General features: G+C 36.5%; 28 protein-coding genes. 18 read left to right on the forward strand and 10 right to left on the reverse strand.

Features of this window, described 5'->3' with window-relative positions; all coding sequences use genetic code 11:
* Position 1: 1 nt before the first annotated feature.
* Entirely contained in the window at positions 2 to 289 is a 288-nt protein-coding gene (locus tag BMX24_RS04490; protein WP_089792746.1) for a GNAT family N-acetyltransferase, read from the reverse strand.
* Positions 290 to 644: 355 nt separating this feature from the next.
* Between BMX24_RS04490 and BMX24_RS04495 the strand changes: the two genes are divergently transcribed.
* From BMX24_RS04495 to BMX24_RS04510, 4 genes are all read left to right on the forward strand, one after another.
* Positions 645 to 1,067, forward strand: coding sequence for a hypothetical protein (locus BMX24_RS04495; RefSeq protein ID WP_089790861.1), 423 nt, complete (start codon positions 645 to 647; stop codon positions 1,065 to 1,067).
* A 216-nt stretch (positions 1,068 to 1,283) separates the two neighbouring features.
* Positions 1,284 to 2,189 (forward strand): helix-turn-helix domain-containing protein, encoded by a 906-nt coding sequence (locus tag BMX24_RS04500; protein WP_089790862.1) that lies wholly within the window; start codon positions 1,284 to 1,286, stop codon positions 2,187 to 2,189.
* Positions 2,190 to 2,277: 88 nt separating this feature from the next.
* Positions 2,278 to 3,279 (forward strand): aldo/keto reductase, encoded by a 1,002-nt coding sequence (locus BMX24_RS04505; protein WP_089790863.1) that lies wholly within the window; start codon positions 2,278 to 2,280, stop codon positions 3,277 to 3,279.
* 77 nt (positions 3,280 to 3,356) lie between these two features.
* Entirely contained in the window at positions 3,357 to 4,547 is a 1,191-nt protein-coding gene (locus BMX24_RS04510) for an MFS transporter (RefSeq protein ID WP_089792748.1), read from the forward strand.
* Positions 4,548 to 4,757: 210 nt separating this feature from the next.
* On the opposite strand, the gene BMX24_RS04515 is transcribed toward BMX24_RS04510, so the two are convergent.
* From BMX24_RS04515 to BMX24_RS04545, 7 genes are all read right to left on the reverse strand, one after another.
* Entirely contained in the window at positions 4,758 to 5,150 is a 393-nt protein-coding gene (locus tag BMX24_RS04515; protein WP_089790864.1) for a DoxX family protein, read from the reverse strand.
* Positions 5,151 to 5,411: 261 nt separating this feature from the next.
* Positions 5,412 to 6,185 (reverse strand): DUF1223 domain-containing protein, encoded by a 774-nt coding sequence (locus tag BMX24_RS04520; RefSeq protein WP_089790865.1) that lies wholly within the window; start codon positions 6,183 to 6,185, stop codon positions 5,412 to 5,414.
* A gap of 143 nt (positions 6,186 to 6,328) precedes the next feature.
* Positions 6,329 to 7,096 carry a LytR/AlgR family response regulator transcription factor gene (locus tag BMX24_RS04525; protein WP_089790866.1) on the reverse strand — a complete coding sequence of 256 codons (768 nt, stop codon included), beginning with the start codon at positions 7,094 to 7,096 and terminating at the stop codon, positions 6,329 to 6,331.
* The gene (locus BMX24_RS04530) at positions 7,077 to 8,093 is read right to left on the reverse strand and encodes a sensor histidine kinase (protein WP_089790867.1); all 1,017 of its coding nucleotides are present in this window, start codon (positions 8,091 to 8,093) and stop codon (positions 7,077 to 7,079) included. Before BMX24_RS04530 ends, BMX24_RS04525 begins: the two co-directional genes overlap by 20 nt.
* A gap of 210 nt (positions 8,094 to 8,303) precedes the next feature.
* The gene (locus BMX24_RS04535; RefSeq protein ID WP_089790868.1) at positions 8,304 to 8,744 is read right to left on the reverse strand and encodes a hypothetical protein; all 441 of its coding nucleotides are present in this window, start codon (positions 8,742 to 8,744) and stop codon (positions 8,304 to 8,306) included.
* Positions 8,744 to 9,721, reverse strand: coding sequence for a heme-binding domain-containing protein (locus tag BMX24_RS04540; protein WP_089790869.1), 978 nt, complete (start codon positions 9,719 to 9,721; stop codon positions 8,744 to 8,746). The genes BMX24_RS04535 and BMX24_RS04540 overlap by 1 nt, the downstream gene beginning before the upstream one ends.
* Before the next feature lie 196 nt (positions 9,722 to 9,917).
* On the reverse strand, positions 9,918 to 10,664 hold the full coding sequence (locus BMX24_RS04545) for an SDR family oxidoreductase (RefSeq protein WP_170835656.1): 747 nt from the start codon (positions 10,662 to 10,664) through the stop codon (positions 9,918 to 9,920).
* A 103-nt stretch (positions 10,665 to 10,767) separates the two neighbouring features.
* Between BMX24_RS04545 and BMX24_RS04550 the strand changes: the two genes are divergently transcribed.
* Both BMX24_RS04550 and BMX24_RS04555 read left to right on the forward strand, forming a co-directional pair.
* Positions 10,768 to 11,100 (forward strand): winged helix-turn-helix transcriptional regulator, encoded by a 333-nt coding sequence (locus tag BMX24_RS04550; RefSeq protein WP_089790870.1) that lies wholly within the window; start codon positions 10,768 to 10,770, stop codon positions 11,098 to 11,100.
* A gap of 108 nt (positions 11,101 to 11,208) precedes the next feature.
* Positions 11,209 to 11,580: a nuclear transport factor 2 family protein gene (locus BMX24_RS04555; protein ID WP_089790871.1), complete on the forward strand. Its 372-nt coding sequence runs from the start codon at positions 11,209 to 11,211 to the stop codon at positions 11,578 to 11,580.
* A gap of 25 nt (positions 11,581 to 11,605) precedes the next feature.
* Here the strand turns inward: BMX24_RS04555 and BMX24_RS04560 are convergent, their stop codons facing one another.
* Both BMX24_RS04560 and BMX24_RS04565 read right to left on the reverse strand, forming a co-directional pair.
* Positions 11,606 to 12,502 (reverse strand): LysR family transcriptional regulator, encoded by an 897-nt coding sequence (locus BMX24_RS04560; RefSeq protein ID WP_089790872.1) that lies wholly within the window; start codon positions 12,500 to 12,502, stop codon positions 11,606 to 11,608.
* Positions 12,503 to 12,567: 65 nt separating this feature from the next.
* On the reverse strand, positions 12,568 to 14,787 hold the full coding sequence (locus BMX24_RS04565; RefSeq protein ID WP_089790873.1) for an NADP-dependent isocitrate dehydrogenase: 2,220 nt from the start codon (positions 14,785 to 14,787) through the stop codon (positions 12,568 to 12,570).
* A 169-nt stretch (positions 14,788 to 14,956) separates the two neighbouring features.
* On the opposite strand from BMX24_RS04565, the gene tpx reads away from it, so the two are divergent.
* From tpx to BMX24_RS04625, 12 genes are all read left to right on the forward strand, one after another.
* On the forward strand, positions 14,957 to 15,457 hold the full coding sequence (gene tpx / locus BMX24_RS04570) for a thiol peroxidase (protein ID WP_089790874.1): 501 nt from the start codon (positions 14,957 to 14,959) through the stop codon (positions 15,455 to 15,457).
* Positions 15,458 to 15,799: 342 nt separating this feature from the next.
* Positions 15,800 to 17,011, forward strand: coding sequence for a DUF763 domain-containing protein (locus BMX24_RS04575; RefSeq protein ID WP_089790875.1), 1,212 nt, complete (start codon positions 15,800 to 15,802; stop codon positions 17,009 to 17,011).
* A gap of 201 nt (positions 17,012 to 17,212) precedes the next feature.
* On the forward strand, positions 17,213 to 17,803 hold the full coding sequence (locus BMX24_RS04580) for a Crp/Fnr family transcriptional regulator (RefSeq protein WP_089792750.1): 591 nt from the start codon (positions 17,213 to 17,215) through the stop codon (positions 17,801 to 17,803).
* A gap of 78 nt (positions 17,804 to 17,881) precedes the next feature.
* A complete protein-coding gene (locus BMX24_RS04585; protein ID WP_089790876.1) occupies positions 17,882 to 18,292 on the forward strand; it encodes a VOC family protein in 411 nt (136 codons plus the stop codon).
* A gap of 40 nt (positions 18,293 to 18,332) precedes the next feature.
* Positions 18,333 to 18,740, forward strand: coding sequence for a VOC family protein (locus BMX24_RS04590; RefSeq protein ID WP_089790877.1), 408 nt, complete (start codon positions 18,333 to 18,335; stop codon positions 18,738 to 18,740).
* Positions 18,741 to 18,839: 99 nt separating this feature from the next.
* Positions 18,840 to 19,292 carry a DinB family protein gene (locus tag BMX24_RS04595; protein ID WP_228404683.1) on the forward strand — a complete coding sequence of 151 codons (453 nt, stop codon included), beginning with the start codon at positions 18,840 to 18,842 and terminating at the stop codon, positions 19,290 to 19,292.
* 42 nt (positions 19,293 to 19,334) lie between these two features.
* A complete protein-coding gene (locus tag BMX24_RS04600) occupies positions 19,335 to 19,859 on the forward strand; it encodes a hypothetical protein (RefSeq protein ID WP_089790879.1) in 525 nt (174 codons plus the stop codon).
* A 3-nt stretch (positions 19,860 to 19,862) separates the two neighbouring features.
* A complete protein-coding gene (locus tag BMX24_RS04605; protein WP_089790880.1) occupies positions 19,863 to 20,639 on the forward strand; it encodes an alpha/beta fold hydrolase in 777 nt (258 codons plus the stop codon).
* A 259-nt stretch (positions 20,640 to 20,898) separates the two neighbouring features.
* On the forward strand, positions 20,899 to 21,330 hold the full coding sequence (locus tag BMX24_RS04610; protein WP_089790881.1) for a VOC family protein: 432 nt from the start codon (positions 20,899 to 20,901) through the stop codon (positions 21,328 to 21,330).
* A gap of 82 nt (positions 21,331 to 21,412) precedes the next feature.
* A complete protein-coding gene (locus tag BMX24_RS04615; protein WP_089790882.1) occupies positions 21,413 to 21,826 on the forward strand; it encodes an SRPBCC family protein in 414 nt (137 codons plus the stop codon).
* 37 nt (positions 21,827 to 21,863) lie between these two features.
* Entirely contained in the window at positions 21,864 to 22,100 is a 237-nt protein-coding gene (locus tag BMX24_RS04620) for a helix-hairpin-helix domain-containing protein (protein ID WP_228404685.1), read from the forward strand.
* 110 nt (positions 22,101 to 22,210) lie between these two features.
* The gene (locus BMX24_RS04625; RefSeq protein ID WP_089790884.1) at positions 22,211 to 23,077 is read left to right on the forward strand and encodes a VOC family protein; all 867 of its coding nucleotides are present in this window, start codon (positions 22,211 to 22,213) and stop codon (positions 23,075 to 23,077) included.
* Positions 23,078 to 23,099 lie beyond the last annotated feature (22 nt).

Here is a 23,099-nt window from a genome sequence, read left to right on the forward strand (position 1 = left end):
CCTAAGCGTGCCAGATGTCTTTATATCTTGAAGGGTGATTTTCAAATTGTTGTCTCACAAAATCACATTCAGGATCTACCAGCAGGTCTTTTTCTTCGGCATAACGCACCAATTCATCCAAAAGCATTTTGGCATATCCATGACCTTCACGCTCTTTGTCGAGCTTGGTGTAGTAGACAATCAGGAGTCTGCCGTCAATCTCTATGGACATATAGCCGACTCTTTTTCCATCAATCAGCATCTGCAATTCGTCTTGATATGGAGATACTTCAAATTTTATATTTTCCATAAATGTTGAGATTTGGTGATTAATCAATGATTTCTGAGAACTTTTCTCCTTTTAAAATTACAAATTTAAAATGAAACTTAAATAATAAATTCAACAAATGCTTTCCAAAAAGCTTAAAATATTTGAAATATCCGGGTTCAGAATTCACTTTTATTACTAAAATTTCATCCATTTTATAACCTTCTTATTCATGATTTTATATTTAATAATCTGTAAAACATTTAAATGAAATTAAAAGATATTCCATAGGTTTTCAATAAGTTGGAATATATTTAACAAACATTGTGAATGCTTTTTGTCAATTTGGCATTTTAATTGAAACATACCTAATACTTTAATTTTAAAATGGGGTGAAATGAAAAAATTATTATTGATAGCAATGCTTGTTGGAACATTTGGTGTAAGCTATGCACAATCAGATTATTACAACGACTATAGAAGAAGCATCACGGATGTTAACTGGCAAAATGTAATAGCAGATTTGGTATTGACAACCGTACAGGCCAATCAGATTTATGCCTTGAACGACAGATATCGTGATTACAACTCATGGAACAGGATATATGTACACAATCCCGACAGATGGAGAGAAGACAGATATGTGGAACTGGAAAGGATTTTAGGAAGAGATAAATATGTAAAATTTAAGACCAAATATTATAAAGGACAAAATCCGGTAGCGTATTACAACAGAAATAAAAACAACGACAAACGCTACAAGCATATGGATAAAAAAATAAAAGTTCATAAGCAAAAGCACGGAAACGGGCATCACTAGAACCAATTTATCAACTATACATTCAATTTTAAATGGCAGGTCTGCGGATCAGCCATTTTTTTATATAATCAAACCCCAAAATCCAAACCCCAAACCCCAAACCTCAAAACCCGAAACCCGTATCTCGTATCCCGCACCTCACCTCACCTCAATCACTTTTATCAATTACTTCAATTTGAATACTAAAGTTCTGTTTGAATTTTATAATTTTGAACTATGGAATCCAAAGAAACAATAAAAGGTTTTTACGAACGAAATGCTCAGAACAAAGGTCTGCAATGTATCAAAACTCCCGGAGTAGGGCATTTCAATGTGTTTTCACGAGAAAATTGTTCATCAATTACGCCTTACAGCAGAAGAGATTATTATAAAATTTCATTGATTATAGGAAAAGGTAAACTTCATTATGCAGATAAATGGATTTATGTGGATAAGCCTGCATTGCTATTTTCAAACCCTGTAGTTCCTTATTCGTGGGAAGCGGAAAACAAGGATCAGAAGGGATTTTTTTGTCTTTTTACCGATCAGTTTCTGCATACCGGAAACCGTTTCGGAACACTTCAGGATTCCCCGCTTTTTAAGATCGGCGGAACTCCGGTTTTCTTTATTGATGAGCAACAGCAGGGAATAGTTTCGGATATTTTTTTTAAAATGATGACGGAAATCCAATCAGATTACCTGCACAAATATGATATGTTACGGGCGTACCTTCATCTGTTGATCCATGAAACGATGAAAATGCATCCGGCGGAAAATTTTGAACCTTATCAGAATGCTTCGCAAAGGGTAGCGTCTCTGTTCATGGAACTTCTCGAAAGGCAGTTCCCGATCGACAGTCCTGAGAGATATCTGAGACTGAAAACACCCACGGATTATGCCGAAAATCTTTCGATACACGTCAATTCGTTAAACCGTTCTGTGAAGGAGATTACGGGAAAAACAACAACTCAGCAGATCACTTCAAGGATCATTCAGGAAGCCAATGCTTTGCTGATGCATACTGACTGGAATGTCTCGGAAATAGCTTATGGACTGGGTTTTGAAGAGCCTGCTTATTTTACCAACTATTTTAAAAAACAAACCGGATTGACACCAAATGCCATAAGAACTTCCGTTGTTTGAATTTTATAATTCTTCGTTTGAATTCTATATTGAAACCGGAAAATCTCTGTCATAATTTTGTCATGTTAATTTAAAATCACAAACAACTATGAAATTTAGAAAATTAGGAAACACAGGAGAGCAGTTGTCTGCTATTGGTTTGGGATGTATGGGGATGAGCTTTGCGTATGGTCCTACCGACGAACAGGAGAGCATCCATACGCTGCATCGTGCATTGGATTTAGGCGTGAACTTCTGGGATACGGCGGATATGTATGCGAATGGAGAAAACGAAAAACTGATTTCAAAAGTTTTGGTGCCGAACCGTGATAAAATTTTTATTGCTACGAAATTCGGATTCAGGTTTAAAGATGGAAAAGCGAGTCATAGCGGTGCTCCGGGAACGTATTTCGATGGCTCACCGGAATGGATCAAAAAAGCAGTTGATTTGAGTCTTCAACGATTAAAAATTGACGAAATTGATCTTTACTATGCTCACCGGGTTGACCCGAATATTCCTGTTGAAGAAACCGTCGGTGCAATGGCGGATCTTGTAAAAGCGGGAAAAGTAAAATATTTAGGATTATCGGAAGCTTCCGCAGAATCCATTAGAAAAGCGAATAAAATTCACCCGATTACAGCATTACAGTCAGAATATTCATTATTAACGAAAGATGTGGAAAAAGAAATTCTTCCGACTATTCGTGAGCTGGGAATTACTTTGGTTCCATATTCTCCTTTGGCGAGAGGGCTTTTCTCAAATATTACTGAAGTACAGAATTTTGGAAATGAAGATTTCAGAAAATCGTTGCCGCGTTACCAGGAGGAATATCTTGAAAATAACAGAAGTCTAGCTAAAGAATTCAATGATTTTGCACAGTCTAAAGGTGTAAAAGGAACTCAACTGGCTCTGGCCTGGGTACTGAATCAGGGAGATGATATCATTCCGATTCCGGGAACAAAACGCATTAAATATTTGGAAGAAAATATTGCAGCGATCAATATCGAACTATCTTCATCAGATTTGGAAACCATCGATTCTATCCTGAAAAAATATCCGAATACGGGGGAAAGATACAACGAAGGTTCTATGAAATTAGTGAATAATTAAAAAACGTATATCAAATTCAGGTTCATGAATTTTTTAAAGGAATCTGAATTTTTTCATGAAAAGATTTAATGATAGGGATGGTCACACTTAAAGAAAAAAATAAACTAATTGCTACAGTTTTAGCATTTGCAGTAATTCCGATGTCGGGATTAGCGACGGATATTTACCTGCCTTCAATGCCGAGTATGGCAACGGAACTACGCCAGCCGGAAAGTAACATACAGCTTACTTTATCGATATTTTTAATCAGCTACGGATTAACACAGTTTTTTGCCGGAAGTATTGTCGATTCATTCGGTAGATACAAGGTTTCGATGATTTCGCTGGCCTTATTTGTAGTGTCTTTTTTAATTACGGCAACGACACAAAATATTTTTGTCATTTATGCCATGCGCGTTTTACAAGGTATTTTGTCGGGATTTGCAGTGGTCTCCAAACGGGCATTTTTTGTGGATGTGTATGAAGGTGACGAACGGAAACATTATCTCAGCATAATGACGATTGTCTGGTCGGTTGGTCCTATCATTGCGCCTTTTATCGGTGGGTATTTGCAGAAAAGCTTCGGATGGCAGTCAAATTTTTATGTTTTGGCAGGATATAGTTTGCTGCTCTTATTATTAGAGTTTATATTTTCAGGGGAAACATTGAAAAAGAGAAATCCTTTTCATTTTGAGTTCTTATTGAAAGAATATAATTCAATGTTTAAAGCAAAAGACTTTTTCTATGGAATGATAATGTGCGGATTGAGCTACTCGATGATTATGTTCTTCAATCTCTGCGGTTCATTCATTATTGAGCATAAAATGGGCTATTCTGAAGTGGTAGCCGGATATGTTTCACTAATCTTGGGATTTGCTTGGATGACAGGAGGTTTTTTAGGAAAAGCATTAATCAATAAAGCATTTTTGCCTAAAATTCGGTATGCTAACTTTATTCAATTGATTTTAATCATTTTGATGTTTGTTGCTTCATATTTTTCAAGCAATATTTACAGTCTGGTAGCTTTTGCTTTTTTAATTCACGTGACTGCCGGATTTATCTTTAATAATTATTTTTCATACTGTATCGGAAGATTTCCGAATTCTGCAGGAATTGCAGGCGGTCTTACAGGTGGAATTGCTTTCATTATCACCTCTGCAATCAGTTACGGGATTGTTGCGATGATCAGACCTCAGATGCAGCTGGAAGTGGCGGAAGGCTATTTTGTACTGGGAATTTTAGGGTTATTTATTTTAAGTATGATTAAACTACGAAAAGCGCATGCATAGTGTTAATCCTTAAGTTTTAACACTTCAATTATATTTTATATTTTTTCTACCATAATTTTCAACAATAAATCCTCTCATTACTGGGAGGATTTATCTTTAACATAAGATTAAATATCTAAAAAGTTCTACAAATATTTTCACAAATTGTATTGATTGTTAAATGATTAGTTGTGTTTTAGTGTAGAATTTATGAGATTAGAGTTTCATAAACTATTCTTCTCCAAAAATTAATTCGGGAGTGTATAATTTTCTAAACATAAAATAAGTCACCGAAAGAACTGTAAAGGCTACAATAGCATCAATTGCCGATGCAAAACCGATCACTGCGATCTTTGAAAAGAATGCAAAAATAATATCGAAGAACATTCCTGCGAATACCCATTCTTTCAGTCTTAATAATCTGTTGGGAAGTAATAATACCAGGATTCCGGCTAATTTAAATACTCCTAAAATATAGATAAAATGCGATGGATAGCCTAATTGCAGCGTGATGTCCCAAACTACAGGATTTTTTGTGAGTTCAAAGAAGCCGCTTGCTCCAAACCATACTGACATAAAAATTGCTCCTGACCAATAGATGATTTTTGTTGTTTTTGTTTTCATTTTTATTTGTTTAAGTTGTTAATATTTTATTATTTGAATTGATTGAAATATATGCTGGCAAAGCGCAAGGGCACGCAATGAATTTATAAGGTTTATATTTTAAGGCACAAGAACACTTCGACAGGCTCAGTGTGACAAAAGATTTTTCAATGAAATTTGCTCCTAATTATGAAGTTTTCAATTTTATAGGAGATAAAATCTTTGCGATTTAAAAGCTTAATACATTTAATAAAGCTTTGCGTCTTTGCGTTTTAAACCGTATTAAAAAATAGCCTTAGCAGAACCCAGAATCTCCCCGGTTTTTGTATTCTGAATCATTCCGATAACCTCCCAATCGTTGGTGTTGAAATTTTCAGGAAGCTTAAAGCTTGTAGTTCCTTCTGAAGAATTTTTTAAAGAAATTTGATTTTGCTGATGAACAATCTGCCAATGTTGCAAATGACGGCCTTCATTTTCACCTTTTTGTACATTGGTGGCGGATTTTTTTTCAACCAAAGTGATGAGAAGCTTGTTTTGTGAATTATTTTCTACTGTTTTATAATTTACATTGATTTCTTTCTCCGAAGAGTTTGCGGATAAATCGATATGAAGATTTTTAGAATTAAATAAAGCATTCTCAATGGCGTCTTCAACATTGTTTCGGTCCGAGCCTACAAACTCTTTTTTACCGTTCACAACCAGTTGGGGCGTATAAACCTGTGAGCGCAATGTTCGGCTGTAGTACTGCTGTCTCTGGGAATTTTCCACGCTGCTGAATTTATCTTTCCAGCCCAGATTATTCCAATAATCTACGTGATAGGCAAGGATATAGACCGGTTGATCTTTGTACAGTTTTTCAATTTCACCCATCAATTGATCTGCAGGCGGGCAGCTCGAGCAGCCTTCGGAAGTGAACAATTCCAGCACAGCGAAACCATTGGCTTCTGTTGGATTATTTTGTTGAGGTTTTTCTGATTTGTTAGTATACACAAATGCGGAAACGGTAAACATTAAAGCTACGAAAGCCGCTGTTCCTATAAGGTTTTTTAGTATCATTTCTTTTAATTTTGATTCAAAAGTAGATACCTTTCCGTCGTGAAAGAATACAAAAAAGGTTCAACCGGACAAAATGAATGGTGAACCTGTATATTATTAACCTGAAGTTTTTAAAATCGAGAAGGAATTTAAAAGTTGGAAGTTTAACGGTCTTCCAGCCAGGTAAAGAAACTGTGCGTTTTTTCTTTATTAATAAGAAGCTTTTCAGGAGTTTCAATGGTTAATTTAACCAAAATTTTACGCTGAAAATAATGCTCCATTTCTTTGATTGCCTTGAAATTTATTAAGTATTGTCGATTAATCCTGAAAAATTGTTTTTCAGAAACCTGCTCGGCAACCTGACCCAAAGATTGGCTCAGCTGAAACTGTTCTTTGTCGAAAGTCACAAGATGGGTAATCTCGTTATGAATGTAGAAGTAAGCAATATTTTCCGTCTGAATCGTGGTGTATTTTTGATTTTTAAAAACCAAAAAATTACTCTTACTTGCCGCTTGTGGCTGGGCTATTTTCTGCAAAAGGGATTCGAGCTCCGGCAGTTCGTTTTTCTGGAAGAATTTTTTTAACTCGTCCACCTTTCTTAATGCTTCGGAAATATCCTCCCGGGAAAACGGTTTTAACACATAATCAACGCCTTTGCTTTTGAAAGCATCAAGCATATATTGATCGAAAGCGGTGCAGAAAACCACCGGACAGGTGATGTCAACCTGCTTGAAAATTTCAAAGGAAAGACCATCGGACAGGTGAATGTCCATAAAGATCAAATCGGGCATACTGCCTTTGGACAGGGCTTCAATGCTCATTTCGATGCTGTCGTAGACGCCGGTGATTTTGGATTCGGGTTTTAGTTCTGAGATTAGGTTCTGAAGAGATTTCGCAGCTCTGAACTCGTCTTCAATGATGATGATATTCATGGATGAATGGTAGTTTTATTTGAAAGATTTTTTCGTCTGAATTTATTTCTATTTCCTTTTCCAGCAGATGTTTGTAGCGCAATTTTACATTGTCTAGTCCGACCCCCAGAGAATCTTCTGTCGCCATTTTCTTTTGAATAGGATTTTCAATGATAATCTTATCTTCGGAGTTGTAAATTTTGATGTGTAAAGGTTTGCTTTGTGAAACAATATTATGTTTAATACAGTTTTCAACTAATAATTGTAAGGTAAAAGGAGGAATTAATGTTTTTAAAACTTCGCTATTTAATTCATTGGTAAAAGTAATTCCTTCACCAAAACGGGCTTTTTGTAGAAAAAGATACGAATCGACGATTTTCATTTCTTCTTGAACAGTAATGAGGTCTAATTTTCTGCTTTCTAATGTAAAGCGGTAAAAATCAGAAAGTTTCATAACGAAGTCAACCGTTTCGGAATCATTCGTTTCAGCCATTGATTTTAAGGTATTTAAACTGTTAAAAAGAAAATGCGGATTGATCTGTTGTTTTAATAATTCAAATTGCGCTCCCAGGTTATCGCTTTTCACTTTTTCAAGCTCCAATTGAATTTGTTGACCGGTATAATTATTTTGAAGCAACGTTAAAAACATATAGCAGACCAAGTTGATCAAAATTCCTCTAACCTCGACCATGAGCATGGCCGGACCAAAATTGATGTGCGATAAAATAAGTTGCTGAATCCAGGCCAGGCCAAACATAATGACCATCCCGAAAGCCAAAACGATCATTAATCTTGAGTAAGAAATATGTTGCCTTTTTCTGCCGGAATTCCGGTTGAGCATATAGATGTTGAGATACCACATCATGATGGAAAAAGCTGCGGTGATGGCAGAGTTTACAACCGCTTCTTTCCAGTTGAAAGCGTGGGAAGCTAGCTGCGGAACGGATGATAAAGCCCCTAAAAATATGGAACTTACCCAGATTACAGCCGGCGAAATTTTGAGTTTTTGTTGTTGCATGACAACTATCGGTTTTAAAGATGTTAAGTTATGTAAAATGTTGCAGATTTAATAGTGAATAGTGAATTTTGCTACACAGGTCAATCGTCAATTTTTTAAGGTGAAAAAAATTCACAAGCGAAACGAATTGACTATTCACCATTGACTTGTATAAAACAATCCGGAGCCGATTTCTCAACTCCAGATCATCACTTTCACTTTTTACTTTATTTATGGTCTTACTACAGGTTTATAGCTCATGAAATATTTTATTCTTTCCTCCTTGTTTGAAGGATTATTTTCAGTTCTTACTTGGTCTTTCAGCTGATAGGAAATAGTTCCGTTTTTGTCGCTGTGTATAGTTTCTACACTTAATAATTCACCTGTGATCGTTCCTCCGATGTATTGCGGATTTTCATGGTATTTCCAGGTGACTAATTTAAACTCGGAATTAGCTTTTGGTTGATTATTTTCAGTTGCTAAAGATTGAAGCGCTTCCTGATTTCCATACAAGGCAGACATGGTTTCTTTCTTCGGATTCAATGAATTTGAAATAAATTTTAAATCTCCGGGATCGAAAACGATTCGCTTTAAATCTTTATCCGGTTCATCGATTTTACATGCAGTGAATAAAGCACAAACGGACATGATGATGAATAATATTTTTTTCATTATTTCTGAAGGTTTTTAATTAATCTTTCGGTATTTACTTTCATGGGAACGTCAAACAGATATCCTGTCTTTTCTCCTAACTGTCGGTGGCAGGCGATGCATGATTCTTTGGCAAACGATGCTGTTTTTCCTGTAGGATGGAGTTCATTTCCTGAAAATTTTGCAAATCCCCAACCTTCCGTATCGGTATATTTTTTCGAATCTTTTACCATGAATTGGGCATTCACAAACTCTCCAGGTCTGATTTCTCCATTGGATAATTCCTCTTGTTTCCAAACCGATTTTACAACGATGCTTCCATCCGGCCAAGGGTGAAAATTATCTGTTTCAACCGCCTTTACAGCAATGTCATTTCCATAGATTACACGGATTGAATTGTCAAATAGGGTACTCATACTGATCACTTTCCAGTTTTTGAAATCATCGGTATACTTTACACCGTTTGGCGAAACCGGAAATTTTGATGAAGTATTATTTTCAGGTAAATTAATATTTTGATGAATATTTTTTTCTTCCTTTTTTGCGGTATCAACTCCTGATAATGATAAAGTATATTTCTTAATGATATCAATATCTTTTTGAGTGACCTTCGCTGATGAATGTAGAATGGTGTATTCATGAAGAGGCATTTTTCCGCTTTGCATCATATTTAAAATGGCATACATTTTCCCCTGATGTTCCCCCGCAGAATAATTCCATTCTGAAAAATTAAGGACTTGTCTGGCTCTTTTTACATCTTTGTTCACTGCCCATGAGATCGGTGCAATCTTGTCGTACCAGCTCAGATTTTGCTGATTAGAATGACAATTAAAACATGAGTTTTCCAAAATAGAAATGACTTCACGCGGTGCTTCGATTTGTTTGGTGACAGATTTCCCTTCCAAAGGCTGATTGAAAAACTGCAATCCTCCAAAGATTCCCAAGACTACCAAAAATACAATAGCAATGGGATTTCTTTTCTTTTTTACTGTTTCCATAAAATTGTTGGTTTATTTTTTTTGATGAACCAAAAGTAGCCTGTAGAAAAGGTTTTCGAAACGAAAAAAGAGGTGAAACGGACAAATAGAATGGTAAAAGTGGAATTTTTGAGAGTAAAAAGAAGTTGAAAAGAGAAGGAAGCTGGAAGATGGAAATTTATACTAACTTCCGACCTCCCGCTTCCATGCTTCCGGCTTATAAAATCATTCCGCCGTCGATAAGAATTTCCGTTCCTGTCATAAAGCTTGCCACATTATTATTGGATAAATAGACTACTGCTTTTGCTACATCTTCTGCAGTTCCCATTTTTTTCAAAGGAATTTGGTCAGTGAGCCAGGCATCAAGTCCTTCCAGTGTTTTTTCATCCAAACCGGCTTTTGTCATGATTTCAGTTTTCGTAGGTCCCGGACTTACAATGTTCACCCTGATTTTTCTTGGGGCTAATTCTACTGCAGCTGTTTTTGCAATTGAATTTAAACCCGCTTTACTTGCCTGATAAATTGAGCTGTTAGGTCTGTATGTAGTCGCCACATTGGAGGATAAAAAGACCACTGATGCACCGTCATTCAGCAAAGGGATGAATTTGCTTAAAGTAAAATAAGCACCTCTGAAATTAATATTCATCACATTGTCAAAATTTTCGGGATTCATATTTTCTATTGAGCCTAATGTTCCTGTAATTCCGGCATTAATGAAAAGTATATCAACTTTTCCGTACTGGTTTTCCACTTCTTTTTTTAAAGCATCAATATCATCAAGATTCGCCTGATCCGCCACAAATGGAATTGCTCCCAATTCTCCGGCTGCCTTTTCAACGGCTTCTTTTCGTCTTCCCGTGATGATTACTTTTGCCCCTTCGGCAATTAATTCTTTGGCGGTTGCATAGCCAATTCCGCTGTTTCCGCCAGTTACGATGGCTAGTTTGTTATTAAATGTATTCATTTCTTTAAAATTTTTGACAAAGTTATTTCAAATTGGTATACTTTTGTAATCAGTATCACAGAGTATATCAGTATCATTCATTATATCACTTAACTTTGCAGACATGGAAAGAGATCAAACCGAAGAACTTAGAGCATTGCAGGACACCCTATATTTTATCGGGGGAAAATGGAGAATTCCTGTTATCAATTCTATTTGTAATGGCAACAGACGTTTCCGCGAAATTGAAAGAAGCATCCCCGGAATCACCACAAGAATGCTCTCAAAAGAATTAAAAGATATGGAAATGAATAAGCTGGTAAAACGAACCGTTTATCCTGAAACACCGGTTTTAATTGAATACGAGCCGACGGAATATTGCAGGACTTTCGGAAAGATCATCGCTGAAATGATCAATTGGGGCAGGGAACACCGTAAAGTAATTGTTGAGGGGTAAATTTCCTGATTTGCATGAAAATTATTAATCATATCATTAAATCTTTTCATTTTTATTGAATAACTTTTATGTATACCTTTGTAAAAGCAAAACTAAAAACAAAATAAAATGGTAGAAAATGAAATCAGAGCAATGCTTGAAAGATATTTCGATGTATTGCAAACACAAGACCTTAATGAATTCGATAAAGTATTCAATTCCAATAGTGTATTATATTCTGCACAGGATGGTAACTTCGTAGTAAGACCATTCGATGAATACAGAGAAATGGTGAAAAATAGAAAATCTCCTGTGGAGATGGGTTCAGGCCGTAAAGACGAAGTGGTTTTTTTAGACATTTTATCAGATACGATGGCTTTTGCCAAAGTACGTTTACAATTATTTGACAATATTATGGTAGACTATCTGAATCTGGTAAAAGTAGACGGAAACTGGAGCATTGTTTCTAAGTTATTCTATAGAGAAGGTCCTGCTTCATAAGCTGTTATAAAAAAAGGATTCGGTATTATTGAGTATTGTGGATTTCCGCTTTCAGATAATCTATAAAGCTGTTAAAATATTGTGGATGTTTTAATGCCTTTAAGATCGCAATATACTGAATCCTTTTTAACCCTTTTTTTCCGATTCTTACTGTTTTCAGCGAAGGATCATTCTTCAGATATTGCTTTGCAGACCATTCTGACATGGTCATGACACCCATTTCCGCTTTTACCATAGATAAAGAAGCTTCGGTAAGAGGAATCGGGGTTATTTTTTTTGGAGTAATATTTTCAGGTTTTAAAAATTGATCATACAAAGTCACCTTGTCAATAGGCAAAGAGTGGATGATCAGGTTTTCATCGATAAAATCATTAGGTGACACATATTCTTTGGATGCCAATCTATGGTTTTCGGAAACGATCAAAACAATTTCATCTTCAAAAAGTTCCAGAAATTCTACATTTTCATTTTTTGCGGGATCACTGATGATCGCAATGTCTAAAGTACGCTCCAGAATTCCTTTTAAAGGATTACCTGTGATTTCCACAACAATATTCAGATCAATTTTAGGGTAAGAATCCTGAAATTTTTTCAGTAAAGGAGCCAGCCAGTGATATCCGGAATAGCATTCGCTGCAGAAGTTGATGCTTCCGACATCTCCATGAATCAAATTATTAATTTCATTTTGAGTATCATGAAGTTTATTAATGATCTCATTTGCTGTATGGTACAGCTTTTCTCCGGCTTCTGTAAGGATGAGCTTCTTATTATTTCTGGTAAAAATATCTGTTCCCAGTTTTTGTTCGGCTTCTTTTAATTGATGGCTTAATGCAGATTGAGTAAGGTGCAGTTTATCACTTGCTTTTGTGATACCGCCTTCTTCTACGATGGCTTTTATTAGTTTTAAGTGTCTTATTTCCATTTGTGTTATATTTTAAAATAAAATTTCCCCTCTTATCAAGGGGAAATTTTTTATAGTGGATTTAATTAAATTCCGTCAATGATTTCATTCAAAACTGTGCTCGGTCTCATCGCAGCATATGTTTTGTAGGTGTCAGTTTTGTAATAACCATCAATATTTTGAGGCTTACCTTGGGCAGCGATCAGTTCCTGATTGATTACCGCTTCATTTTCCTGCAATGCCTGTGCAATTGGAGCAAATTTTGCTGCTAAATCAGCATCTTTTGTCTGGTTTGCCAGTGCTTCCGCCCAATACATCGCCAGGTAGAAGTGAGAACCTCTGTTGTCGATCTGTCCTACTTTTCTAGCCGGAGACTTATCTGTAGCTAAGAATTTTGCATTTGCTTCATCCAATGTATCTGCTAAAACCTGAGATTTTGTATTCCCCTGAGTTTGTGCTAAATGCTCTAAAGAAGCCTGTAATGCCAAGAATTCTCCTAAAGAATCCCATCTTAAATACCCTTCTTCCAGGAATTGCTCAATGTGTTTCGGAGCAGAACCCCCGGCTCCTGTTTCGAATAAACCACCACCGTTCATCAATGGAACGATAGAAAGCATTTTTGCAGAAGTTCCAAGCTCAAGGATTGGGAAAAGGTCTGTTAGATAATCTCTCAACACGTTTCCTGAAACTGAAATAGTATCTTTTCCTTCTCTTGCTCTTTTCAACGTTTCCGTCATAGCATCTTTTACATCAAGAATCTTAATGTCGAGACCGGTTGTATCGTAATCTTTAAGGTATTTTTCAACTTTTTTAATGATCTCTCTGTCGTGAGCTCTTCCTTTGTCTAGCCAGAAAATAGCCGGAGTATCAGATAATCTTGATCTGTTTACCGCTAATTTTACCCAGTCCTGAATCGGAGCATCTTTTGTCTGACACATTCTGAAGATATCACCTTTTTCTACTTTTTGAGAAAGAAGAACGTTTCCGTTTTCGTCCTGTACTTCAATAGTTCCGTCTGCAGTTGCCTGGAAAGTTTTGTCGTGAGATCCGTATTCTTCAGCTTTTTGAGCCATCAAACCAACGTTCGGAACAGAACCCATCGTTGTAGGATCCAATTTTCCGTGCGCTTTCATATCGTCGATTACAGACTGGTAGAAACCTGCATAAGAACGATCCGGAATGATACAAACCGTATCTTCTTCTTTACCTTCTTTGTTCCACATTTTTCCTCCACCTCTTACCAAAGCAGCCATAGATGCGTCAACGATAATGTCAGAAGGTACGTGGAAGTTGGTAATTCCTTTGTCAGAGTTTACCATCGCGACTCTTGGTCCGTTCGCCAAAGCAGCCTCAATATCAGCCTTAATATCAGCTTCCTGAGCATTTCCTTTGATTTTTTCGAAAAGATCTGCAAGACCGTTGTTTGGATTAACATCTAAAGACTTGAAAGTCTCAGCATATTTTGTAAATACATCTTTAAAGAACGTTTCTACGATCGCCCCGAAAATAATAGGGTCAGAGATTTTCATCATCGTAGCTTTCAGGTGAGCAGAAAGAAGCACGTTTTTGTTTTTAGCCTCTTCGATTGCTTTTTGAACGAAAGCTTTCAAAGCGTTTAAGTTCATTACAGAAGAATCGATCACCTCACCCGCCTGAAGGTTTGCGAAATCTTTTAATAAAGTTTCAGCACCATCATTTCCTTTAAATACAATTTTGAATTTTGTAGCGTTTTCTACTGTGGTAGAAGTTTCTGTTCCGTAGAAATCTCCGTTGTCCATGTGAGCTACGTCAGTTTTGCTGTCAGAAGCCCAGTCACCCATTCTGTGAGGGTTTGCTTTTGCGTAGTTTTTAACGGCTTTTGGAGCACGTCTGTCAGAGTTCCCTTCCCTTAATACAGGGTTTACAGCACTTCCCAATACTTTAGCATATTTAGCTTTGATCGCTTTTTCTTCATCATTTTTAGGCTCTGCAGGATAATTTGGTACCGCGAAACCTTTAGATTGTAATTCTGCGATCGCTTCGTCCAACTGAGGTACTGAAGCTGAAATATTAGGTAATTTGATAATGTTCGCATCAGGTTGAGTAGCCAGCTGACCCAATTCAGCCAAAGCATCACCGATTTTCTGATCATCTTTCAAAAATTCCGGGAAGTTGGCTAAAATTCTTCCTGCTAAAGAAATATCCGGAACTGCGATCTCAATGTTTGCTGATTTTGTAAAAGCTTTTACAATCGGTAAAAACGAGTGTGTAGCCAGCATTGGAGCTTCGTCCGTAAGTGTGTAATAGATTTTTGATTTGTCTGACATTATACTGTTATTTATTATTTGATTTTTTAAGACTCACAAATTTAGTTAAAAATTAATTTTTTTAGATCAATCCCAAATAAGATTTTCCATTTTAAGAATTATTTAACCATTATTTACTCGGAAAAGCACATCAATTTGATTAAATTTGAAAAACTAAAAAAAATAAATTATGTCTACGACAATTACATTAAAAGGAAACGAAGTACATACAATAGGAGTGTTACCGTCTGTGGGAACTACAATCAGAGATTTTGCATTGGTAGACTCAGGATTGCATGTGAAGACTCTTGACAATTTTGACGGGAAGAAAAAAGTTTTCAATATTTTCCCAAGTATTGATACACCGACGTGTGCGTCTTCAGCAAGAAAATTCAACGAAGAAGCTTCATCTCTTGATAATACGGTAGTGATTAACGTTTCTAGAGATTTACCTTTTGCATTGGGTAGATTCTGTGCAGCAGAAGGACTAAGTAATGTGGAAACTTTATCAGATTTTAGAGGAAGTTTTGGTGATGATTATGAAGTGACGATTGCAGATTCTCCGATGAAAGGTCTGTTGAGCCGTGCCGTGATTGTTACGGATGCCGACAACAAAGTGATTTACACAGAACAGGTTTCAGAAATTGCAGATGAACCTAATTATGAGGCAGCTTTGGCAGCATTAAAATAATAAAAGAAATACAATTTTTGTAAAGAGCCTTGTGAATTTTCGCAGGGCTTTTTCAGAGGTAAACTAAACACAAATGACACGAATTTTTTCACGAATAGACACAATCCTGTCATTTCGGCAAAGAAGAAATCTATTAACCATATTTATTAAATGAAAATATTCTCGATTATTTCATCAATAGGAGCGGGCTTTAGCCCGCTTAAATAAAAAATCAATCAAATTGGCTTTAGCCAAAACGTAAAAAAAAAATGCAAAATTTATTCAAAATTCTCATCATTCATCCTGAAAAAATACTGACCTCAATCATCAAATTATAATCATAAATAAACCTACCTTTACCTCATGAAACGTTCCGGAACAGCAGATTTACCGCTTCACTATGGCAAAGTACCGCCTTGGCTGTATGAGCGTATGTCTATTCTCGGGCTTTCCATTGTGGAAGTAATTTTAATGGATTATGGGAAAGATGAAGTTCTCCGCCGATTGGCAGATCCGTTTTGGTTCCAGAGTTTTGGCGCGGTGATGGGGATGGATTGGCATTCTTCGGGAATTACCACTTCTGTCATGGGTGCTTTAAAACGTTCTGTCAACCCCAATTCTCAGTCTCTCGGCTTGTATATTTGCGGAGGAAAGGGCAAATTTTCCAGAGATACACCTTCAGAACTCATTCAGATTGCTGACAAAACCGGTTTGAATGGAAATGAGCTCGTAAGAGCCAGCAAACTTTCTGCAAAGGTTGATAATACAGCGATTCAGGATGGCTATCAGTTGTATTTGCACAATTTTATTTTGTCAGACAACGGAAATTGGAGCGTCGTACAGCAGGGAATGCACGAATCAGACGGAACGGCAAGACGTTATCACTGGCATTCCGGGAACATAAAATCGTTTGTGGAAGAGCCTCACACAGGAATTAACGGGATTTCAAGGGGGCAGATTCTAAATCTTACCGATTCCGAAGCTTCAGAAAACAGGAAGGGAATTTTAGATATTTCCCATACCGATTCTGCGGAAATTATGAGCGATTTTGCACGATTAATTCTTCCCAATCATCATGATGTTCAGGCTTCTGATGTTGATTTAAGACGTCTCGGAGCACTTTTGTATGTAACCCGAGAACAGCAGCCTCAGAATTTTGAAGATTTACTGATGTTAGAAGGCGTTGGTCCGCGAACGATGCAGTCGCTGGCTCTGGTAAGTGAAGTGATTCACGGTGCGCCTTCAAGATTCAAAGATCCGGCAAGATTTTCCTTTGCTCATGGCGGAAAGGACGGACATCCGTTTCCGGTTCCCACCAAAGTTTACGATGAAAGTATTCAAATCTTAAAATCTGGAATTGAAAAATCAAAACTGGGAAATTCAGATAAATTAAAAACTTTAAACAAGCTTCATCAAATTGTTGAGGCTACCGAAAAAGATTTTACTCCCAATTTCGACATTCAGGAAGTTATCGAAGAAGAAAGACAAAACTCATGGAGATTCGGCGGAAAAACGGTCTTTGGAGATGCTCAGAAACCTTCTAATCCTAAGCCGATTCAGCTTTCTTTGTTTTAATTTTTTTTAACCACAAAAGTCACAAAAGATTTATAAAGCACTCTGCGTTTAATAATTTATAATCAATATAAACAGTCCTTAACCCTCGTATGTAAAGGATTGCACGGTTTTAAAGTATTGTAAATTATCATTTTGTTTAATATTTCCTTTATCATTTCCCATAAAAATTCTATTTTAGAGCTTCAAAAAAACATTGACTTGATGAGCAGCAAAGCCTTAGAAATCTGTTATGATTTCCCATTTTTCCTATCCGAAGAGCTTGAAGAAATATTTCAGGCTCATGAAAAAGTAGTGTTTCAGAAAGGAGAGTTTATCCTGGAAGAAGGAAAAACGGCCAACGAATATTATATTTTGGAGAGGGGGCTGGCTCGTTCGTTTGTGAATGATTTTAATGGAAACGAGGTGACAACCCATTTTTTCGTGGAAAATGAGGTGATTATCGAAGTTTCATCTTTGTTCCAAAGGATTCCGACACAGGAAAATATTGTCTGCATTAGCGATTGCGAATGCTGGAAATTCAGTTTTGAGACTTTTCAGGAATTATTTCACAAAATACCGAACCTCAGAGAATGGGGCAGAGCTTGGATGTCTCAGCAGCTTTTCGTTTACAAACAGCGTTCGGTAGAGATGTTTACACTTTCTGCTACAAAACGTTATCTTAATCTTTTAGAACAAAAACCTCATGTCATTCAATTTGCTCCGTTGAAGCAGATCGCTTCTTATCTGGGAGTTACAGACACTTCCTTAAGCCGGATTCGTAAAGAATTGGTTTCTCATCCGAAGAAAGTTTAAATCTTGTCTTATGGCAAGTTGATTTTCATTGTGACTTGGTAATTTTGGTTAAAAGTTTAACATTAAAAAAATTACAAAATGACAATCAACCAAATTTACGTAAACCTTCCTGTAAAAGACGTTCAGAAAACAAGAGAATTCTGGACAAAGCTTGGCTTTTCTATCAACGAGCAGTTTTCAGACGAAAAGGCAATTTGCGTTATCATGAAAGAGGATCATATTTATGCCATGTTCCTGAATGAAGAATTTTTCATGACTTTTACAGACCGTCCTATTGCTAAAGGCGATACCACTCAAACACTCCTTGCTATTGGTGTGAACAGCCGTGAAGAGGTTGAAAATATGGTGAATACAGCTATTGAAAACGGAGGATCAAAATACAGTGAAGCGCAGGATCACGGCTGGATGTATCAAAATGCTTTTTCTGACCTGAACGGGCATCAGTGGGAAGTAATGTTTGCTGATATGTCTAAACTTCCGACAGAATAAACTTTCAAAAATTAAAACTAAACATTAAAAAAAATTACAAATGAAAATTAATCAGATCTTTGTCAACCTTCCGGTAAAAGATATTCAAAAAACAAAAGAGTTCTGGACAGCTATTGGATTCTCAGTGAATGAACAGATTTCAGACGAAAGAGCCGTTTGTATTGTGTTGAATGACAATATTTCCGTCATGTTTTTAACAGAAGAATTTTTCCAGACTTTTTCGGAAAGACCGGTTCCAAAAGGTGATACAACCCAGGTTTTGGTAGCCATCGGATTAGACAGTCGCGAGGAAGTAGATCAGGTAGTGAATACGGCAGTCGCAAACGGAGCTTACCAGCATGAAGAACCGCAGGATCATGGCTGGATGTATCAAAATTCTTTCTGGGACATCAACGGGCACGGCTGGAATGTCATTTTTGCAGATCCTTCTCAAATTCCTGCAGAATAATTTATAAGCTCTTGCAAATTAAGATTTTAAGTTTAAAATTTCATATACGCAATCATCTGCTCAATCTGCGAGAGAATACAAAAACCCAAAATCCAAAATATGAAAAACGAAATAGAAATAGTAAAAGTTCAGATATTCAGCAATTATAAGGTAATCTCAATGAATATCGAAGGAATCACCAACGAAGAAGCCATGACTTTTCCCAATGGTGAAACCAATTGTATGAACTGGGTTTTAGGCCATTTAATTTATATAAGAAACCCATTGCTAAATATTTTAGGTGAAAAAGCTGTTTGGGATGGGGACAGGTTTTCCTGCTACAACAGAGGCGAAATTCCCTTGGAAAGGAAAGATGAGTTTGTTTCTTTTGAAGAATTAAAATCTTATTTAAAACAATCTCAGGACAGATTAGAAGCAAAGCTCGACAGCATTGAAAGTTTTAATTCTGAAAATATTAAAGATATTTCAACACTTTGCCTTCACGAAATATACCACAGCGGACAAATGGGCTATCTCAGAAGAATTCTTGGGAAACCGGGAGCGATAAAATAAATTTCTGAAAATAATTAAAAAACAATTAAAAAAAATCAACAAATGGATACACCAAAATCAAAAAAATTAGACATCATTATTCCTGCCTTTCGAGGTCACAGTCAGAGTTTTCTGATGGTTCTCGATGGCATTTCAGAAGAAGATGCATTGAAAAGAATTGAAGGAAGAACCAATCACATCGTTTGGATGGCTGGGAATTTTCTGGATATGCGTTACGGTCTTGGAGCTGTTCTCGGGCTTCAGGAAGAATTTGAATTCAAAGATTTTTTCTTTCAGGGAAAGGCACTGGACGAAAGTTTTACATATCCGACTATCCAACAGTTGAAAGAGGCTTTCCATAAAATTTCACCCCTTGTTTATCAAAAATTATTGGAAGCTTCTGATGAAGAATTGGATAAAGCTTTTCCGATGGGAATGAACATCGATTTCTTTCCGGAAACTGTTCTGAACTTCGTAGGAATGTGTATCGGCCGTGAAGATTACCTGTGCGGACAAATGGGATTGATGCGCAGAATTCTGGGTTACGAAGGAATGAAATATGATTTTGATAAAGATTTAAAATATTAATCGATGAATCCGGTTGAAAAAGGATACAAGCAGGTCAATGGAATCAGGATGTATTACGAAATCTACGGTTCCGGAGAGCCTTTGGTATTGATTCATGGAGGCGGAAGTTCTATTTTGTTCGATTATAAGGAAGTGATCTCAAGACTGGAAAATCAATTTCAGTTGATCGGAATCGACCTTCAAAATCATGGAATGTCCGAACACCGCGATATTCCCGAAACCTTTGAGCAGGATGCCCGTGATGTTGCCGCTCTTTTGAAAGAAATCAATGTCAGAAAAGCGTCATTCTGGGGCTTCAGCAATGGAGGAAGTACGGTGATGCAGCTCGCTCATCTTTTTCCCGAAATAGTTGAAAAATTGGTGGTTGCATCAGCATTTTACAAACGAGCCGGAATGATGGACGGCTTTTTCGAAAGTATGATGGAAGCAACGTTGGAATCGATGCCGGAACCTCTTAAAATTAATTTTTTAAACCTTAATCCAGACTTTTCGAAACTTGAAAATATGTTCGACAAAGACAGTAAAAGAATGCAGACTTTCGAAGACTGGAGCGACGATGTTTTGAAAGGGATAAAATCTCCCACACTGTTCATTTCAGGTGATAAAGATGTGATGAAGCCTGAGCATGTTGTAGAAATGTGGCGATTGGTGGAAGGTTCCCAACTGATGATTCTTCCGGCGACTCACGGTTCTTATATGATGGCCGATTTTGGAGGAAATGTGGATGAAAAACTGATTGATTTAACAGTGAGTGAGGTGGAGAAGTTTTTGAGGAATTAAAATTTAAAAAATAGATTATTAAATCCGCTGCACTTCTTTTCAGAAAGACGACTTTATACATAGCAAACGTTCATCCTTTGCTGAGTGAAACGCCTTTGCGAACGAAAAATATTTTCAATCAGATCAAAAAACCTTTGTGTTAAATTAAAACACTAATAACATAAATCCTTTCACAAATCTCACAAATATTTCGTGTCATCCGTGAAAAAATTAGTGCTATTTGTGTTTAGAAAAAAACAAACTTTAAAAATAATATATCATGGCAAAATTAAATCCATACTTAAATTTCGACGGAAAAGCAGAAGAAGCTTTTAATTTTTACAAATCGGTTTTCGGAGGAGAATTTCTTGGGGAAATTCATAAAATGGGCAATGCTCCCGGAACTGAAAACTTATCGGAAGAGGAAAAAAACAGAGTGATGCACATCGCACTTCCGATCGGGAATGACCTATTGATGGCATCCGACATTGTTCCGAGCTTCGGACAAAAACTGAATGTTGGAAATAACAATTATGTTTCAATTTTCCCGGAATCCAAAGAAGAAGCAGACCGACTTTTCAAAGGTCTTTCGGAAGGTGGAAACATAGAAATGCCGATTGAAGACCAGTTTTGGGGAGATTATTTCGGCAGCTTTCAGGACAAGTACGGAGTTCATTGGATGGTGAACTATAACGAAGAATACACAAAATAATCTTATATTTAAACTAAATTATAAAAAAAGGGTAACTGAATTTTGGTTGCCCTTTTACTACACTAAAAAAATACAACGATTTATGGAACCTATTAACATTGACATAACGATTTTAGCTCCCGTACAGAAAGTTTGGGATTATTACAACGATCCGAAACACATCACAAAATGGAACTTTGCCCACGAATCATGGCAGTGCCCACGTTCTGAAAACGATCTAAAAGTAGGCGGAAGATTTAAAAACAGAATGGAAGCCAAAGACGGAAGCTTCGGATTTGATTTTGAGGGAATTTATGATGAGGTGATTCCTAATGAAAAAATAAAATATCATATGGAAGACGGTAGAAATGTGGATGTGAACTTCGATAAAATCGATGAAAATACTACGAAAGTAAGAATAGCTTTCGATCCTGAAAAGCAAAATACTGTGGAAATGCAGAGAGATGGCTGGTATGCTATTCTTAATAATTTTCACAAATATGTTGAAAACCATTAATTAATACCTTTTTTAAGCCATGATCAATTTAGTAATAATGGCAAAATGTTTAAGTTCCATTTGCGCGGTGAGTCATGTGGTACAGGGAGATTTTTTGCAGGGCGTTATTGCAATGCCTGCAAGAAGAGCATTGGAAAAAGAGAAAATAGATTCTTTGGAAAAATTGTCGAATTATTCTGAGGAAGAAATCATGCAGCTTCATGGCTTCGGAAAAAATGCAATGGAAAAACTAAAGATTTACATGAAAGAGAATCATGTTTCTTTTAAAAATTAATATTTAAACACAAATTACACGAATATTTATCACCAATGACACAGATAATCTGTGAAATTCATGATAAGATTTGTGATTATCAGTGTTTAGCGAAACTAAAATTTTAAATTATGAATAACGATATTTTCCCGTGTCTTTGGTTCGACGAAGATGCTAAGGAAGCAGCAGAATTTTACAGTAAAGTATTTGACGGAAAAATCACTGCAGACACGCCTGTTGTGATGAATGTTGATCTTTTTGGTCAGAAGCTTATGCTGTTAAATGGCGGTCCTCAATTCAAAAAAAATCCTTCGGTTTCTTTCATGGTGATCTGTGAAACGGAAGATGAGGTTCAGAAATACTGGGATCAGCTGCTGGACGGCGGAATGGCTTTAATGCCTTTGGATTCCTATTCCTGGAGCAAAAAATACGGCTGGATTCAGGATAAATATGGAGTGACGTGGCAACTCTTTTTAGGTGAAAAAAGAACTGAGCAAAAAATTATTCCGACATTAATGTTTATTAATGAAAACAACGGAAAAGCCATGGAAGCGATGGAGTTGTACACCAAAACTTTCCCGAATTCCAAAATTGGAAACATTCTGAAATACGGAGAAGGAAGTGAAGGGCATCCCATTCAGGAACCTGATGAAAATATTCAGCATGCGCATTTCGAAATCGATGGCTACAGCTTTTTCTGTATGGATAATTCTTATGATCATCAGTTTAACTTTAATGAAGGAATTTCAATGGTTGTAATGACCGATGATCAGGAGCAGACCGACCGTTACTGGAATACGCTGACTTCAGACGGTGGAAGGGAAAGCATGTGCGGATGGTTGAAAGATAAATACGGTTTTAGCTGGCAGATTGTTCCGAAAAAATTAATTCAGTTAATGAGTGATCCGGATCAGGAAAAAGCTCAGAATGTGGTTCAGGCGATGATGAAAATGCAGAAAATTATAATCAAAGATCTGGAAGATGCTTACAATTCTTAAATAAGGTTGGAAGATGAAGGTA

This window comes from Chryseobacterium wanjuense (assembly GCF_900111495.1).
Taxonomy (GTDB): Bacteria; Bacteroidota; Bacteroidia; order Flavobacteriales; family Weeksellaceae; genus Chryseobacterium; species Chryseobacterium wanjuense.